Source organism: Parabacteroides sp. ASF519, assembly GCF_000364265.2.
Lineage (GTDB): Bacteria > Bacteroidota > Bacteroidia > Bacteroidales > Tannerellaceae > Parabacteroides > Parabacteroides goldsteinii.
Genome location: NZ_AQFV02000006.1, coordinates 4,148,373 through 4,163,539 on the forward strand (window position 1 = coordinate 4,148,373; position 15,167 = coordinate 4,163,539).

A 15,167-nucleotide genomic window follows, 5' to 3' on the forward strand; every position below is an offset into this window, starting at 1 on the left:
ATTACGATGATTTTATTATTACCTACTTAAATGTACATTTTATCTTCTACAAATATCTCTACGTCAAACCTTAACTCTTGCAGAAACACAAAAAAATATCCCCTACATTCCTGTTTCCAAATAGAGCCGGGAATGTAAGGGATAATTATCAAAATGACAATTTTCTATTTTGCGAATAACGATAATCGAAACTCTCTAAAAAATTATCGTCATTTCGTTAATTATTGCTAGCAATCCGAATAAAATCCGAACCTATAAAGAATTAGTAATGTTTAATTTATACACCCAGTCAATTCTATTTGGCAATTGATATTTTTTTTATTCAACCTGTATTAATATTAAATGTATATATGTATGGAAACATTCACAAAACAGTCGTCCGTGAAACTATTGGATTCAGAAACCTGTATAGATAACAAGGTAGTTATATATAAATCCAGAAGTAAGGCCATTCTATTTATTTTAGTTAGTTTGCTACTGGCAATTGCCGGTAAACTTTTCCTTCACCATCCCGATTATTATGTGGTGGGCTGGAGTTTTATTATCTTGTCCGTTCTATGTCTGATTTTCGGTATCGGCACTTACTTCGACAGAAAACCTTACATTATTCTGACAGAAAACGGTATCACGGAAATGTCCGATATACGTGAAGAAATCGAATGGGACGCAATCCTCAGAGCAGATGAATTCTATTACAGGGGACAATATTTTATACGTCTTCTGATAGACAGGGATTATAAACCGGCCACCGTCCGTCCCACGTGGTTTTGGCGCTTTGACAAACTGTATGAGAAAAACGGAATCAAAGCTATATTTATACGCATAGGCTTTTATGAAGTCAGTGCTATGAAACTAACCGGATTTATAAAGAAGATGATCAGAGCCAATGCAGAAAAAAGAGAGGAATTGTTGAACGAAAAACATTTATAACAGTTAATATTCAGACCTTAAACAGAACTTTCCACTTATCAGTTCTGTTTTATAAAAACTAGTATTAATTAAATACCAATTAAACAAATGAGAAAGTTAGTTTTAGCAGCAATAGCAGGCACAGTCGTCCTGCTATTAGCATCCTGCGGTAACAAGACAACCCAGGATAAAGTAAATCACAAAGTAGAAAATGCCAAAGAATCTGTCGACCATGCGATGGACAAAGCTGCGGACAAGATCGACAAAGGGGCTGACAAAGTGAAAGATGCCTGGAACGACACCAAAGAAGATGTCAAAGAAAATGCACAAGAGGCGAAAAAGAATATCAAGGAGGGTTACGACAAAACCAAAAAGGATATAAAAGAAAAACTCGACTGATCTCGCCGGATTACCAAAGTAAAAGGGGGAAGAAAACTTAATTTCTTCTCCCTTTTTGTGTGATCCCCATAACAGATCAAATTCAAGTGAGTACCCCTAAAAAAGTGCTTAATTTGCAAGAGGTCTCTGATTAATCGAGGTACTCCTTTTTTCAGAAAAGGTTACGGTTTAGAGATATACGATTATTCAACATACAATATGACCGCACGGTTCCATTCAGGCTTATCGAAAGGAGGTTCACGGTCCCCTACCCATTCCACTATCACTCGATCACGGCTGATGTTATATTCATCGATCAATATTCTGGCCACGTTCTGAGCACGTTCGGCAGACAACTTTTCGTTGATCGTGGCAGTGCCGGTCTTCTTATCCGTATAACCAACGACTTTCACCTTCAACTGAGGGTTATCTTTCAGATATTGAGCTATATTATAAATGTTCACTCCCTGGTACGGATCGACTTTCGTCTGGTTGATCTTAAACAGGACAACATTGTTTATCAAAGGATTGGTTTCCACAATCTTTTCAGTAATAATCTCCGACGGCGGACATTCCGGACAACTTACCGGACGCTGCGCCAGTAACTGGTTCTGCTGATGCAACTCATTGATCGTATTATTTAACGCTTCGATCTCAAGCGGGTTTCTCAGTTCCGCTTCCGAGAATGTAGCAGTCTTTCCCAGGTTAAATATCAGACCAGCGGAAGCCGTACCCAATATATCGTAATTACCGCTGGTTTTTACCTGGTTGAATCCGCTTTTCAAAGCTGTCGCGGCAAATTCGATAGACAAGGTAACCCGGTTGGACAATTTGAAATTATTGATAATACCGGCATTCAGTGTCATACTGTTATCGCGGGTATGTCCCATCGCATATTCGGGCTGGTTCGCATAATCCCAACCGAAAGCCCAGCCGAATCCGACATAAGGGATCAAGCGGTAAACACGGTCGGAACTGTATTTCATGAAATAGTCCGTAATGCTCCACATCAGGTTCGCCTGAAAACTGGCATACCGGTTACGTGACATGATACTTGCGTTATCATTAAAAGTATGCAGATTGGTCAGTCCGGCAGCCTTGATACGGGTACCTAGATAAGGGCTGATCCATTTGCCGACCTGGAATTCTGGCGTTACCGTAAAACGGTTGAAAAAGTCGGCATCCTTATTATTGTCGCCGAAATAGATATTCGCACCGGCACCGGCTCCGATAAACCAATTATCCCAAAACCCGTTCTTAAGGAAGGTGGCACTATGTGCCGGTTCCGTACTATAGCCCTCTTTTTCCTGGGCATAAGAAATCTGCATGACGCCTAAAAGCGCCATAGATATAATTATTTTATTCATAACTTTTTCTATTTGTTTAAAACGATAGTTATCTTTTTACTAGAAACGGTATCCCCAACCAAATGCGATAACGGAGTTGTTATCTTTGCCGAATACATATTTATACTCGACATTCAGGAAGTTGCGTTTATCTAAATTATAGGTAAGGCCGGCACCCAGGTTAAACCCGAAATTGGTAGAACTATGTGAATCGAGCGTAGTTTCTTTACCATCATCCCCCTTGATGGTTTGTTTGCCCTGGAAATTATTCTGTAGATTAAAACCGGCTAACGGATAAAGCGACAGGTTATCTTCATGCAAGTTGAAGACATAATGAGCGTTCACATCGATATCGAACCCTGTCACCTTATTCTTCGGAAAGAAAAACATCAGGTCGGGGGCCAGACGTACATGGTTCGTCAGGTTATAACGTCCTTGGGCACCGATCATAACACGTTTGAAATCGGTTTGATAACCGAAATTTCCCAATAATGAGAAATCTCCCTTTTGCGCAAATGAACTTAATGAGATTGTCAATAAGACAACTAAACCTATAAACTTTTTCATGATCATTCAATTTAATTAAAAAACTTATTCCTATAAAAGATCACCCTGGTACATACCGCCAGCTACCTTATGACAACCGATAGATGAAATCCAGGGTAATCGGATTTTAAACATGTTAGACTTCCTAGTTGGAATGTTTATTCGTTTTAGAATTCTTCTTCATGTTTCCGTCAGGCTGATAATGGCTCCACTGCATATCCTTTGCCGGAGTTTTGGAAAGAATCATTTTCTTCCGTTCCTTGGCAAGTTTCTCATCCTTCTCTTTTACCATCTTCTCAGTCCGGTCGGTTCCTTTAGGAGTTACATTAGTCAACCCGTCGGTGGAAGTAACATATTCCTGGGGCTTATCGATATATTGCCACTCCTCTTTCAACTGGGTACTACTTCCTTCATTCCACGGTCCGCGTGCTTCTTCCTCCTTCGACATATCAAAATACAGATTGCTATATTTCGGATTAGTCTGGAAAATACCCGGCGGGAAATTGGGTTTAATAGAATCCAAAGCAGCTTCGAATTGCTGATAATGGGCAACTTCACGGGTCATCAGGAAATCGAGAGTTTCCTTCACATACGGATCATCCGTAAACGGAATAAGATATTCATACATGATCTTTGCACGAGACTCAGCTGCCAGATTCGACCGTAAATCGACCGTCGGTTCGGCATTAGCTGTGACGTAAGTGGCACTCCAGGGATTCCCGTTACTGTCGGTCAGCGCCGGGCTACCGGGGGCCAAAACCAGGAAATGAGGATTTGTATAAGCCTGGTGAATAAAATCTTCTTTTGCTGCTCTACCATTCATCATCTTATTAATTTCCATATTCTCGACCACATCTTTCATCTCACCGTTGACCGGTCCCAGCAACATCTGGATGGTTGCACCTACAATCTCCAAATGACCCAACTCTTCAGTCGCGATATCCATCAGCATATCGTACTTTTCCGGGAAAGGATTACGGCAACTGAATGCCTGTACAAAATACTGCATAGCGGCTTTCAACTCACCATTCGACCCGCCGAACTGCTCTAATAACAAACGTGCAAAACGTGGATCGGGGGCAGATACTCTGGCGTTATATTGCAAATCTTTTACATGATAAAACATAACTCAATATTTTAAATTACACATTATCATTTCTTCGCATTATCTGCAAAAGCATGTACTTTATTCTTCACCTCATCGGCTTTTTCCGCAAGATTAAAAGTACCGTCGGCTACCTTATCCGCTACTTTTGTTCCGGTTTGCAATGCTTTGTCTTTTGCTTCATCCACTAATTCTTCGGCGTTATCACCGGCCTTATGAAAGGCATGACGTACTTTTTCTTTCAGTTGTTTGCCTCTTGAAGAGCAAGAGAAATGATAGACAACTGCACCGATAATCGAGCCCAAACCCAGGCCCATCCAAAATTTTGAATGATTAGTTTCCATAAATCTGATAAGTTTAAAACGATTAATACTAGAACGATAAATTAAATATCTGCTTTGTGAGGTTTCCTGAAGAAAGAAACGATCCACAGCAGTAAGACAGCCCCTATAACAGAAGTAATAAGACTGCCCAGGATACCGGCAGTTGCAATACCTAACAGGCCGAATACCCAACCTCCTAATACGCCACCGATGATTCCCACCAACAAATTAATGAGGAGCCCGAAACCTCCACCATTCATGATCTTTCCGGCAAGAAATCCGGAAACGATCCCAATAATAATATACCAAATAAAATTCATAATATAAAATTTAGGATGTAAATAAAATAATTAAATAAATCACCGAGTAGAAGCGTCAGGCCTGACAAAAACTCTACTTATCACCATACACGAGAAAAAACAGGATCTGTAAAAATATAGTTCGGAAAGAGCTATGTTAATTAACGACTTTTTCGAAAGTAGAAACATATATACCTTTATTAGTCTAAAATTGTATATAGCTGTCAATACATCTGCAACAAACCCGATAATCAGATGCTTCAAGATTATCGTTATTTGACTGAACATAATATAGTACTAGTAAAAAGCAGACTGTAAGGTATAATTCGGGACTAAGTCCAACTAAAATTACCTTAATAAATCTTTTTATTTTCATAAATACTCCTTTTCGAACCGGACATTTTAATCTTTCAATTGTTTTTAAAAAGTCGAGGGAATAAGTAGATTCTATTCAGCTAAAACAGTATAGTTTAGGCAGTATTAATATTAAATTTATATATATGGAGACTTTAACAGATCATCCGTCTACGGAACGATTGGATTCGTATGACAAGTATCCGTCTTATTATGGGAGTGACCTGGAACTGGTTTATACACCCGAACAATCTGTTTTCACTTTATGGGCACCGTCTGCGGACCGTGTCCGGCTGAACCTGTATGCGTCCGGTGAGGGAGGCGACCCGGAAGAACAGGTAGAAATGGAAAAAGCCGGCTATGGAACCTGGCGAATCCATATCGACCGTGACCTGAAAGGTTCTTTCTACACCTTTCAGATAGAGAAAAACGGAAAATGGTTGAACGAAACACCCGGTATCTGGGCAAAAGCCGTCGGTATCAATGGGAACCGTGCCGCTGTGATCGATTGGAATGAAACGAATCCGGAAGGTTGGGAATCGGACCGGTCGCCGGAACTGAAAATGTATTCCGACATTATTCTTTACGAGTTGCATCACCGGGATTTCAGTATTGCGCCTGATTCAGGAATAGAGAATAAAGGAAAGTTTCTGGCTCTGACGGAGACAGGGACAAAAACTCCCGAAGGAGAAGCTACCGGTTTGGATCATTTGAAAGAGCTCGGTGTAACTCATATCCATATCCTACCTTCGTTCGATTTTGCCACTGTAGATGAAACAAAACTGGACGAGAATCATTACAACTGGGGATATGACCCTAAGAATTACAATGTTCCCGATGGAAGTTATTCTACAGATCCGGCCAATCCGGTCGTCCGTATCCGCGAATTTAAAGAGATGGTGAAAAGCCTACATCAAAACGGTTTCCGCATTGTACTCGATGTGGTCTATAACCACACGGCATCGACCGACCATTCGAATTTCGACCTGACTGTCCCTGGATATTTTTACCGGCAAAACGCCGACGGTTCTTATTCCAACGCTTCCGGTTGCGGAAACGAGACGGCCTCGGAACGCGAAATGGTGAGGCATTATATCATCGAATCGGTCAAATTCTGGGCCAGGGAATATCATATCGACGGCTTCCGTTTCGACCTGATGGGCATACATGATATCGAGACGATGAACCACTTGAGAAGTGGACTCCTGGAGATCGATCCGACCATCTTCGTATACGGCGAAGGCTGGGTAGCAGCCGACTCGCCCCTCCCCTTCGAACAACGGGCAGTAAAAGAAAATGTCGGGCAGATGGAAGGTATCGGCGTATTCAACGATGAATTTCGTGACGGGTTGAAAGGCAGTACCTTCGACGAACAGGAGCCCGGTTATGCTTCCGGAAATATCAACGGTCATTTCGAACCGGTCAAGTATGGTATCGTCGGCGGAACCGATCATCCGCAAGTCGACTATGGCGGATTGCTCTATTGCAATGCACCTTATGCAGGTGCTCCTTCGCAAATGATCAATTTCGTCTCCTGCCACGACGGTTATACGCTGGTCGACAAGCTGAAATTATCCGTTCAAGGCGACCATGCGGCGGATGAACTCATCCCGATCGACAAACTAGTGCATACCGTGTTACTGACAGCACAGGGAATCCCTTTCATCCGCAGCGGTGAAGAGATCATGCAGGATAAACAAGGGGAACCGAACAGTTACAAATCACCCGATTCCATCAACCGGATCGACTGGTCGTTAAAAGCTAAAAACCGGGAGGTATTCGACTTTATCAGAGGGTTGATCGCACTCCGTAAGGCGCACCCGGCTTTCCGCATTCCCACAGTCGAAGGTCTGCAACAATGGCTTCGTTTTATGGACACCGGTGATTCGGGAGTAATAGCCTATACGCTGGGAGAATATGCCAATAACGATGAATGGAAAGAAATCCTTGTCGCTTACAATGGCAATCGCCATGAAGTAGAGATCGGCATTCCCGAAGGCGAATGGAATGTTGTTTGCCGCAACGGACAGATCGACCCGGAGGGCAAAGATCGTTTACCGGGAGGAAGTGTAAAGATTGCAGCTTCATCGGCTCTTATACTCTATCGGCAATAAACGATTCATAGAATTTTATCAAATCAATTTAAATACAAAACAAATAAAAAAAGAAAGATTATGGAAAATGGTGTAATGATGCAGTATTTTGAATGGAATCTCCCCAATGACGGGAAACTGTGGAAGCAATTAAAGGAAGAGGCTGCGCACTTGCATGACATCGGTGTGACGGCTGTATGGATTCCACCGGCATACAAAGCAGACGAACAACAGGATGAAGGTTATGCTACCTATGACTTATACGACCTGGGGGAATTTGAACAGAAAGGGACCGTACGAACAAAATACGGCACAAAAGACGAACTGAAAGAAATGATCGACGAACTGCATAAAAATCATATTTCAGTCTACCTCGATGTGGTATTGAACCATAAAGCAGGCGGTGACTTCACCGAAAAGTTCATGGTTGTGGAAGTCGACCCAAACCAAAGAAACAAAGTATTGGGCGAACCGTTCGAGATACAGGGGTGGACCGGTTACAGTTTTCATGGTCGTAAAGATAAATATTCCGATTTCAAATGGCATTGGTATCATTTCTCCGGTACAGGCTTCGACGATGCACAGAAGCGTAGCGGCATCTTCCAGATTCAGGGTGAAGGGAAAGCATGGAGCGACGGAGTAGACGGCGAGAATGGTAATTACGATTTCCTGCTGTGCAACGACCTCGACCTCGACCATCCGGAAGTGATCGCCGAATTGAACCGATGGGGAAAATGGGTCTCCTCCGAACTGAACCTCGACGGCATGCGCCTGGACGCTATCAAACATATGAAAGATCAATTTATCGCCCAGTTCCTCGATGCCGTACGAAGCGAGAAAGGCGATGACTTCTACGCTGTCGGCGAATACTGGAACGGGGATATGGAAACGCTGGACAACTATGTGGAAGCTGTCGGCCATAAAGTCAACTTGTTCGATGTGCCCCTACATTATAATATGTTTCAGGCATCACAGGAAGGAAAAGATTACGACCTGCAGAATATTCTCAAAAATACTTTGGTCGAACATCATTGTGAATTAGCCGTCACTTTCGTAGATAACCATGATTCGCAACACGGAAGTTCTCTGGAATCACAGATCGAGGATTGGTTCAAACCGTTAGCTTACGGACTGATCTTCCTGATGAAAAACGGCTATCCATGCCTGTTCTATGGTGACTACTACGGTATTAAAGGAGAGAAATCTCCTCATACCCAAATCATCGATATCCTGTTGGATGCAAGACGTAAATACGCCTACGGCGACCAGATCGACTATTTTGACCATCCGTCGACCGTTGGGTTTGTGCGCACAGGTGATGAAGAACACCCTGGTTCCGGCCTGGTATTCCTAATGTCGAACGATGAAGCCGGCAGTAAAACGATGAGCCTGGGGAAAGAGTATCAGGGTGAAGTATGGCATGAAATAACCGGAAGCATCCCGGAAGAAGTTACGCTGGATGAAGAAGGTAACGGAGAGTTTTCTGTGCAAGGACGGAACCTGGCGGTTTGGATCAAGAAATAAGCCTGCTGCATTATGGATAACATATCGAAAAGTAAAAAGAAACTCACCCTGTCCTTACTGGTTAAAATCATCATGGATATGGTTCGGGGATTTATGGATGACAGCGTACTTCGGTTAAGTGCCTCGTTGGCATATGCCACTTTGTTCTCTATCATTCCCTTTCTTTCTCTTTTAATTACCATAGGAGTGTTTATCCACATGGATTTAACCCATCAACTATATGTGCAGTTGGAGCCGATCCTGGGAAAAGAGGTAGTCGAGACGCTTCGTGGCATTATTGAGAATGCAGCCCGGACCGACTCATCCGCATTTGCCAGCATCGTCAGCCTGGGAGTTTCCATTTTCGGTGCGACTACCATTTTTGCAGAAATACAAAGTTCGCTGAATACGATCTGGGGGATCAAGGCTGTTCCGAAGAAAAGCTGGTTGAAGTATCTGAAGAACAGGCTACTCTCCTTCTCGATCATTCTTATTTTTGCATTTATCCTACTCGTTACGTTCGCTATTTCCAATATTATTTCGGAACTCAGCGCACGTTTCATCAGCAATTATCCGGACGTGGCGAAGTCGCTGGTCAAGACAGTAGGCGTTTTATTGAATATAGGTGTGACCACTACTATATTTACACTAATATTCAAGATGTTGCCGGATGCAAAAATAAAAAGCAAGGATATCTTTATCGGCGCATTCGTAACGACCTTGCTCCTGTTGGCGGGACAGTGGGGAATATCGCTCTATATCGGATTTGCAAATGTCGGAACCGTTTACGGAGCGGCTGCATTCATGGCCGTGACCATCACCTGGATTTATTATTCCGCCATCATTATCTATACCGGCGCAGAGTTCACCAAAGCGTGGGCCAACGAAATGGGTGGAAAAATTTTTCCTGATGAATATGCAGTAGCGACCAAAACGATAGAGATACCTTCAGGAGAACCTGCAGGTGAATTAAAAAAGAATAGATTATAGATATCAATAGAAATGTTTCATTTTTAAATAGTATAAGAATATGTTAGAATATGAATTATGGGGGAATACGCTGGAAAGCTGGGGTATCTCCATCCTTATTATTGTAGGAGCTGTTGTAGTTGTCAAGCTGATCTCGTTGTTCAGCAGGAAAGTGCTTAAGCCTTTCATCACCCGTACGCCAAACCATCTGGATAATGTTATTTATTATTCCCTCGAATCACCCATAAAGTTTGCCGTTATGCTGTTGGGTATCTGGATCGCGATCCACCGGCTGGTATATCCGGACAATTTCGTGAAGACGATCGACAATGCTTACCGTATCCTGATCGTTCTGGATATCACCTGGGTCTTTGCCCGCCTGATTGGTGGCCTGCTTGAGATCTACCTGAGAAAAGATTCGACCGGGCAGACCCACAAAATGATGCCGATCATCAAACGAACAGCACTTGTTCTCGTCTGGATCATCGGTATTGTGATGGCGTTGAGTAATATCGGGGTGAATATCAGTGCCCTGTTAGGTACGTTGGGTATCGGTGGTATTGCATTCGCCCTGGCAGCACAGGATACGGTGAAAAATATTTTCGGTGCTTTCACTATTTTTACAGACAAGCCGTTCAATATCGGTGATACGATCCGTGTAGACAGCTTCGAAGGGACTGTGATCGATGTGGGTGCCCGAAGTACGAAGATTATGGACTATGACAAACGTATCATCACTTTTCCGAATTATAAGATCACTGATGCCAACATCATCAATATATCTTCCGAACCGAAGCGCCGCGTAGTTTTAAATCTCGGACTGACATACGACACGACACCTGAAAAAATGAAAGAGGCATTGGATATATTGAAAGCCATTCCCGAAAGAGTCGAAAACGTATCTTCCAACCCTTCGGATACTACTGCCGTTTTCACAAATTATGCGGATTCAGCATTGGTTATCATGTATATTTATTTCATTGAAAAGCAGGGAGACATATTAGGTGTAACTTCCAACATGAACATGGAGATACTGTCCTCCTTCAATAAAGCAGGTCTCGAATTTGCCTTCCCGACCCAAACGGTTTATATACAGAAAGATGAAATTGAATAAACTCAAAGTAGGTGCAAGATACTCTTAAATATCTTGCACCTAAAAATAAGTGATATCTAAATTCATCGTTTCAACAAGAATCAACCTATTCCGGTTGTTTTCCAAAAATCAACCCAAACAGGTTGTTATTTTCATAACACATTTCGCCATCGACTTATGGAAAATCACTCAGAAAGAGAAACTATATTCATTTATCATAGATCAGGTCTTACACATCCTGGTACTGGCTTTCTACTCATCCGGGAAGTGTTATTTAGTCTTATCATACCCCCGAAACTCCCAAACTTATCCATTACTTTTGTCTGAAAGAAGAGATTTTAGACATGAAAACAAAATTAAGCTTCAAGATTATAGCCACTTTGATCAGTATATCACTAGCGGCGCTGTTGTTCTCGCAGGGATACTGGCTGAAAGGATTGTATGACTCGACCTGGATGCAAATCAATGGCAACATAGAGGAAGCTATGCGTATGGCTGATTATAAGGAAATATTTATCCGCATCGACGAACTAACCCAAGGAGATACCCATGGAGAGATAAGTCAAAGTTTTACCTTTTCAAAAGAAGAGGATGAAGAAACTGAAAAAGTAGGGATGATGGATACTTTTGCCGTCCATACGGATAAGAATCCATTCAAAAATGAGGATATATCTAAATCGCTGAATGAATATCTTAGTTTGCTTACCGACCTGGAAGGGCAAATACAACAAGCCCTCCACATGAAAATAGATTCACTCATGCCAGTCAACTATAATAAATACGACAGCCTCCTTTCCATAGAACTCAAACAGCATGATATTTTTGTACCTCACAAGCTGGAAGTCGTACAATTGGTCGACAGCTTGCCGAAGGTAGTAATGAGCATCCAGTCCACCGACTCTGTTATTGCGACAGAGAACTGGGATAAAGCCTCCCAATTCAACTATCCGATCTCTACACAATCGGAGCAATATTACCGGTTAACATTAAAAACTCCTTTTCAACTGATATTCAAACAAATGGCAGGAATACTCATCTCCTCCCTCCTGCTCGTGATCCTGATCCTGATAGCTTTCATCTATCTGATACATACTATTCTCCGGCAAAAGACCGTAGAAGAATTGAAAACGGACTTCACCAACAATATGACACACGAACTGAAAACGCCGATCTCCGTTGCTTACGCGGCCAACGACGTATTACTCAATTACGACAACAACGCCAACGAGAAACAAAAGAAATACCTCGGAATTATCCGTGAACAACTGACCCAGCTAAGCGGCCTGGTCGAACAGATCCTTACGCTTTCGGTAGAGAATCGTAATACATTCCGTCTGAAGCAGGAATCGATTCCTATCACGGATATCATTCCCCCGCTCATTGAACAACACAAGTTGAAGGCCGGTAAGCCTGTCAACTTCACCGTAAATATCCCGGACAACATTGCAGTATTTGCAGACCGTACGCATTTCTATAATATGTTGGGAAACCTGATCGATAATGCAGTGAAATATTCGGGAGACAAACCTTGTGATATCTCCATACAGGCAGAGACACAGGCAAACGGGATCCGTATCTCCGTTACCGACAACGGAATCGGTATCAGTGAAGCCAGCCTGCCACATATATTCGATAAGTTCTACCGGGTACCCAGCGGTAACCTGCATAATGTAAAAGGATTCGGTCTGGGACTCTATTACGTAAAGGACATGATGAGCAAACACGGAGGATCGGTATCTGTAAAAAGCCAACCGGGCAAAGGAACCACATTTACCCTCCATTTTAAAAACTGAAAAAGAAAAGAAAGACTATGGCAAAGATAAAAGTATTACTGGTTGAAGACGAACCGACCCTTGCAATGATCATCAAAGATACATTGGATGGTGAAGAGTTCGACATCGTGTTGGCTGCCGACGGCGAAGAAGGCCTGGCTCTTTACAAAGAAGTAAAACCGGATATCATTGTAACAGATATCATGATGCCGAAGATAGACGGCTTCACCCTGATACGTCATATCCGCAAGACCGACAGCCAGATCCCTGTCCTTTTCCTTTCGGCCCGTTCAGCAGCGAATGATGTGGTCGAAGGTTTCGAACTGGGCGGTAACGATTATCTCAAAAAGCCCTTCGGCATGGCCGAGCTGATCATCCGTATCAAAGCCCTGCTGAATAAGATCACGGTCCGTAAAGAAGAAAAGTCGACCTTCAGCCTCGGACAATACACATTCGACTCCATCACGCAAACCCTGCAATATTGTGGAGAAAAGCAACTGTTAAGCAACCGCGAGTCGGAAATACTCAAACGTCTTTGCGAAAACAAGGATCATGTATTACCGATGAAAGATGTCCTGCTCGACCTTTGGGGCGACGACTCTTTCTTTAATGCCCGCAGCCTTCATGTTTTCATTACAAAGCTGCGTCATAAATTATCGGACGATCCCAGTATAAAGATACTGAATGTACGGGGAATCGGTTACAAACTTATTATTGACTAATGAATATGAAAATACTGATAAGCTTGTTACTTCTCTGCTGTACCTCATGGCTAACAGCAAACGACCGGTACGTAATACAAGCGCATATAACAGGCGTAAAAGACGGTACTGTCTTCTTTCTGAAACAATTCGATAACCAGCGGATCATCAACTCCATGCGAATCGAAAAAGATGCTTTCCAAATGAGAGGAACCTTATCGGATATTCCTCAGCATTTATGGTTATGTACAACTATTGAAGATGAATTTTATTACTGTGACCTCCTGATTGATAAAGATACTCTATACATCCAAGGTAACCTCTCCGACTTCCCGCACAATCTCAAATACAGGGGAGCTGAAACACATATGGGATATACAGATTATTTAAATAAAACCAGCCTGGTTAACCAAAGAATAGATAGCCTCAACATTATTTCCATGTATTTACATGATTTGAGGGCAAAAAAAGACAAACGTCTTGGTAATAAGAAAATGGCAAAAGCTGCCTTAGAATCTATCAAGAAAGAAATGGCTGCCAAAACTTTCGAACCCCAGACTGACTTGAAGTTACGTATAGCCCAGCAAGAACGGGATTCCATCCGTATTTCATTTATTGAGCATAATATGGACAAATATGCCGGCCAGTTCCTCCTTACCCGTATCATGAAAAAGTTATCGCCGGACTCATTACGTCAGTTCTATCGCCTGATCCCGGTAGAGATGAAAAAGACGAAATTCGCCCGCCTCATCAGTAACCAGATCAATCCCTATGCAGATGACTGTATCCGGCAGGCAGACAACCTGCTATCATTAAGCGGCAGTGCTATTCAAATCAATAAATATACGGAAGAAGCATATAAACTATATGAACAGGGAGTGCGCCTGGACCCGGAACGAACCGACGGATATATTGCCCTGTCAACGATGTACGAACGCCTGCTCCCGCTAAAAGGGGATGAAGCATACGACATATCCATCTCCTACCTCAACAAATTCATCGAAAGTGATGTCAGGGAGGAAGATCGCGAAGAAGCCCGGAAACGAATAAAAGATATAGAATTTCGCAAATGGCTGTCGACCAATATCAATCCGGAAATGATTGAAGTGAAAGGCAGTACATTTATAATGGGATCGACCTATAAAGAAGACAATAATCCACCCCATAAAGTAACGGTTAAAAGCTTCTCCATCAGCAAATACGAAATAACCAATTTCCAGTTTGCCGCTTTTTTGAAAGCCTACGGAAGTCAGGTGGTAAAAGAAGGGCCGGATGCAGGACAACCCTTATATTATGAATGTAACTGGGGCATCGGACAAGGGAAACCGATCCACGGTTATGAAGCACACCCGGCCATTTATATTACCTGGTACGGAGCACAGGCTTATTGTCAATGGGCGGGCGGACGTCTGCCCACAGAAGAAGAATGGGAATACGCTGCCCGCGGCGGATTATACGGTAAACGCGATCATCTATACAGCGGGGGAATGGAACTCGACAGTCTGGGATGGTATGCCGGAAACTCGGAAGGCAAACCGCATCCGGTCGGCATGAAGAAACCGAATGAACTGGGCATCCATGATATGAGTGGAAATGTATGGGAATGGTGTTCCGACAGTTTTGAAAAGGATGGCAAACTATATGCTGTCGTACGGGGAGGCACCTGGTTCAACGAACGGGCGAGCTGCCGTCCTACCTGTCATTATTATATTTACCCGGGAAGTAAACATTTCAACAACGGATTCAGGATCGTGAAAGATATCCCTTAATCCGTCG

Annotated in this window: 15 protein-coding genes; 10 read left to right on the forward strand and 5 right to left on the reverse strand. The window is 42.8% G+C overall.

Annotated features, from left to right (window positions below; all coding sequences use genetic code 11):
* Nucleotides 1–354: 354 nt before the first annotated feature.
* Nucleotides 355–930: an STM3941 family protein gene (locus C825_RS16315; RefSeq protein WP_010803255.1), complete on the forward strand. Its 576-nt coding sequence runs from the start codon at nt 355–357 to the stop codon at nt 928–930.
* A gap of 87 nt (nt 931–1,017) precedes the next feature.
* Nucleotides 1,018–1,308 carry a YtxH domain-containing protein gene (locus tag C825_RS16320; protein WP_007656279.1) on the forward strand — a complete coding sequence of 97 codons (291 nt, stop codon included), beginning with the start codon at nt 1,018–1,020 and terminating at the stop codon, nt 1,306–1,308.
* 182 nt (nt 1,309–1,490) lie between these two features.
* Here the strand turns inward: C825_RS16320 and C825_RS16325 are convergent, their stop codons facing one another.
* The 5 genes from C825_RS16325 to C825_RS16345 form a co-directional block, all read right to left on the reverse strand.
* Nucleotides 1,491–2,654, reverse strand: a complete 1,164-nt coding sequence (locus C825_RS16325; protein ID WP_044214459.1) for an OmpA family protein — start codon at nt 2,652–2,654, stop codon at nt 1,491–1,493.
* Between the two features lie 39 nt (nt 2,655–2,693).
* Nucleotides 2,694–3,200 (reverse strand): outer membrane protein, encoded by a 507-nt coding sequence (locus C825_RS16330; RefSeq protein WP_010803256.1) that lies wholly within the window; start codon nt 3,198–3,200, stop codon nt 2,694–2,696.
* A 124-nt stretch (nt 3,201–3,324) separates the two neighbouring features.
* Nucleotides 3,325–4,305, reverse strand: coding sequence for a manganese catalase family protein (locus C825_RS16335; RefSeq protein ID WP_010803257.1), 981 nt, complete (start codon nt 4,303–4,305; stop codon nt 3,325–3,327).
* A gap of 26 nt (nt 4,306–4,331) precedes the next feature.
* Nucleotides 4,332–4,628 (reverse strand): YtxH domain-containing protein, encoded by a 297-nt coding sequence (locus C825_RS16340; protein ID WP_007656271.1) that lies wholly within the window; start codon nt 4,626–4,628, stop codon nt 4,332–4,334.
* A gap of 41 nt (nt 4,629–4,669) precedes the next feature.
* Nucleotides 4,670–4,927, reverse strand: coding sequence for a GlsB/YeaQ/YmgE family stress response membrane protein (locus C825_RS16345; RefSeq protein ID WP_007656269.1), 258 nt, complete (start codon nt 4,925–4,927; stop codon nt 4,670–4,672).
* 479 nt (nt 4,928–5,406) lie between these two features.
* Between C825_RS16345 and pulA the strand changes: the two genes are divergently transcribed.
* Genes pulA through C825_RS16380 form a run of 8 tightly spaced genes read left to right on the forward strand, consistent with a single transcriptional unit; the run spans nt 5,407 to nt 15,160 of the window.
* A complete protein-coding gene (gene pulA / locus C825_RS16350; RefSeq protein ID WP_010803258.1) occupies nt 5,407–7,374 on the forward strand; it encodes a type I pullulanase in 1,968 nt (655 codons plus the stop codon).
* 60 nt (nt 7,375–7,434) lie between these two features.
* Nucleotides 7,435–8,877, forward strand: coding sequence for an alpha-amylase (locus tag C825_RS16355; RefSeq protein WP_010803259.1), 1,443 nt, complete (start codon nt 7,435–7,437; stop codon nt 8,875–8,877).
* A gap of 12 nt (nt 8,878–8,889) precedes the next feature.
* A complete protein-coding gene (locus tag C825_RS16360; protein ID WP_010803260.1) occupies nt 8,890–9,846 on the forward strand; it encodes a YihY/virulence factor BrkB family protein in 957 nt (318 codons plus the stop codon).
* Between the two features lie 40 nt (nt 9,847–9,886).
* Nucleotides 9,887–10,939: a mechanosensitive ion channel family protein gene (locus C825_RS16365; RefSeq protein ID WP_007656263.1), complete on the forward strand. Its 1,053-nt coding sequence runs from the start codon at nt 9,887–9,889 to the stop codon at nt 10,937–10,939.
* A gap of 49 nt (nt 10,940–10,988) precedes the next feature.
* Nucleotides 10,989–11,363: a DUF3307 domain-containing protein gene (locus C825_RS27735; RefSeq protein WP_081615947.1), complete on the forward strand. Its 375-nt coding sequence runs from the start codon at nt 10,989–10,991 to the stop codon at nt 11,361–11,363.
* Complete coding sequence (locus C825_RS16370) at nt 11,263–12,711, forward strand: sensor histidine kinase (protein ID WP_010803261.1); 1,449 nt, start codon at nt 11,263–11,265, stop codon at nt 12,709–12,711. Before C825_RS27735 ends, C825_RS16370 begins: the two co-directional genes overlap by 101 nt.
* Before the next feature lie 17 nt (nt 12,712–12,728).
* Nucleotides 12,729–13,412 (forward strand): response regulator transcription factor, encoded by a 684-nt coding sequence (locus C825_RS16375; protein ID WP_010803262.1) that lies wholly within the window; start codon nt 12,729–12,731, stop codon nt 13,410–13,412.
* 5 nt (nt 13,413–13,417) lie between these two features.
* Complete coding sequence (locus C825_RS16380) at nt 13,418–15,160, forward strand: SUMF1/EgtB/PvdO family nonheme iron enzyme (protein WP_010803263.1); 1,743 nt, start codon at nt 13,418–13,420, stop codon at nt 15,158–15,160.
* Nucleotides 15,161–15,167 lie beyond the last annotated feature (7 nt).

Excerpts from the sequence above, each read along its gene's own strand:
- C825_RS16315 (WP_010803255.1), top strand. The coding sequence starts at position 355 with ATGGAAACATTCACAAAACAGTCGTCCGTGAAACTATTGGATTCAGAA.
- C825_RS16345 (WP_007656269.1), bottom strand. The coding sequence starts at position 4,927 with ATGAATTTTATTTGGTATATTATTATTGGGATCGTTTCCGGATTTCTT.
- C825_RS16375 (WP_010803262.1), top strand. The coding sequence starts at position 12,729 with ATGGCAAAGATAAAAGTATTACTGGTTGAAGACGAACCGACCCTTGCA.
- C825_RS16365 (WP_007656263.1), top strand. The coding sequence starts at position 9,887 with ATGTTAGAATATGAATTATGGGGGAATACGCTGGAAAGCTGGGGTATC.
- C825_RS16380 (WP_010803263.1), top strand. The coding sequence starts at position 13,418 with ATGAAAATACTGATAAGCTTGTTACTTCTCTGCTGTACCTCATGGCTA.
- pulA (WP_010803258.1), top strand. The coding sequence starts at position 5,407 with ATGGAGACTTTAACAGATCATCCGTCTACGGAACGATTGGATTCGTAT.
- C825_RS16330 (WP_010803256.1), bottom strand. The coding sequence starts at position 3,200 with ATGAAAAAGTTTATAGGTTTAGTTGTCTTATTGACAATCTCATTAAGT.
- C825_RS16325 (WP_044214459.1), bottom strand. The coding sequence starts at position 2,654 with ATGAATAAAATAATTATATCTATGGCGCTTTTAGGCGTCATGCAGATT.
- C825_RS16320 (WP_007656279.1), top strand. The coding sequence starts at position 1,018 with ATGAGAAAGTTAGTTTTAGCAGCAATAGCAGGCACAGTCGTCCTGCTA.
- C825_RS16335 (WP_010803257.1), bottom strand. The coding sequence starts at position 4,305 with ATGTTTTATCATGTAAAAGATTTGCAATATAACGCCAGAGTATCTGCC.
- C825_RS16355 (WP_010803259.1), top strand. The coding sequence starts at position 7,435 with ATGGAAAATGGTGTAATGATGCAGTATTTTGAATGGAATCTCCCCAAT.
- C825_RS16360 (WP_010803260.1), top strand. The coding sequence starts at position 8,890 with ATGGATAACATATCGAAAAGTAAAAAGAAACTCACCCTGTCCTTACTG.
- C825_RS16340 (WP_007656271.1), bottom strand. The coding sequence starts at position 4,628 with ATGGAAACTAATCATTCAAAATTTTGGATGGGCCTGGGTTTGGGCTCG.
- C825_RS16370 (WP_010803261.1), top strand. The coding sequence starts at position 11,263 with ATGAAAACAAAATTAAGCTTCAAGATTATAGCCACTTTGATCAGTATA.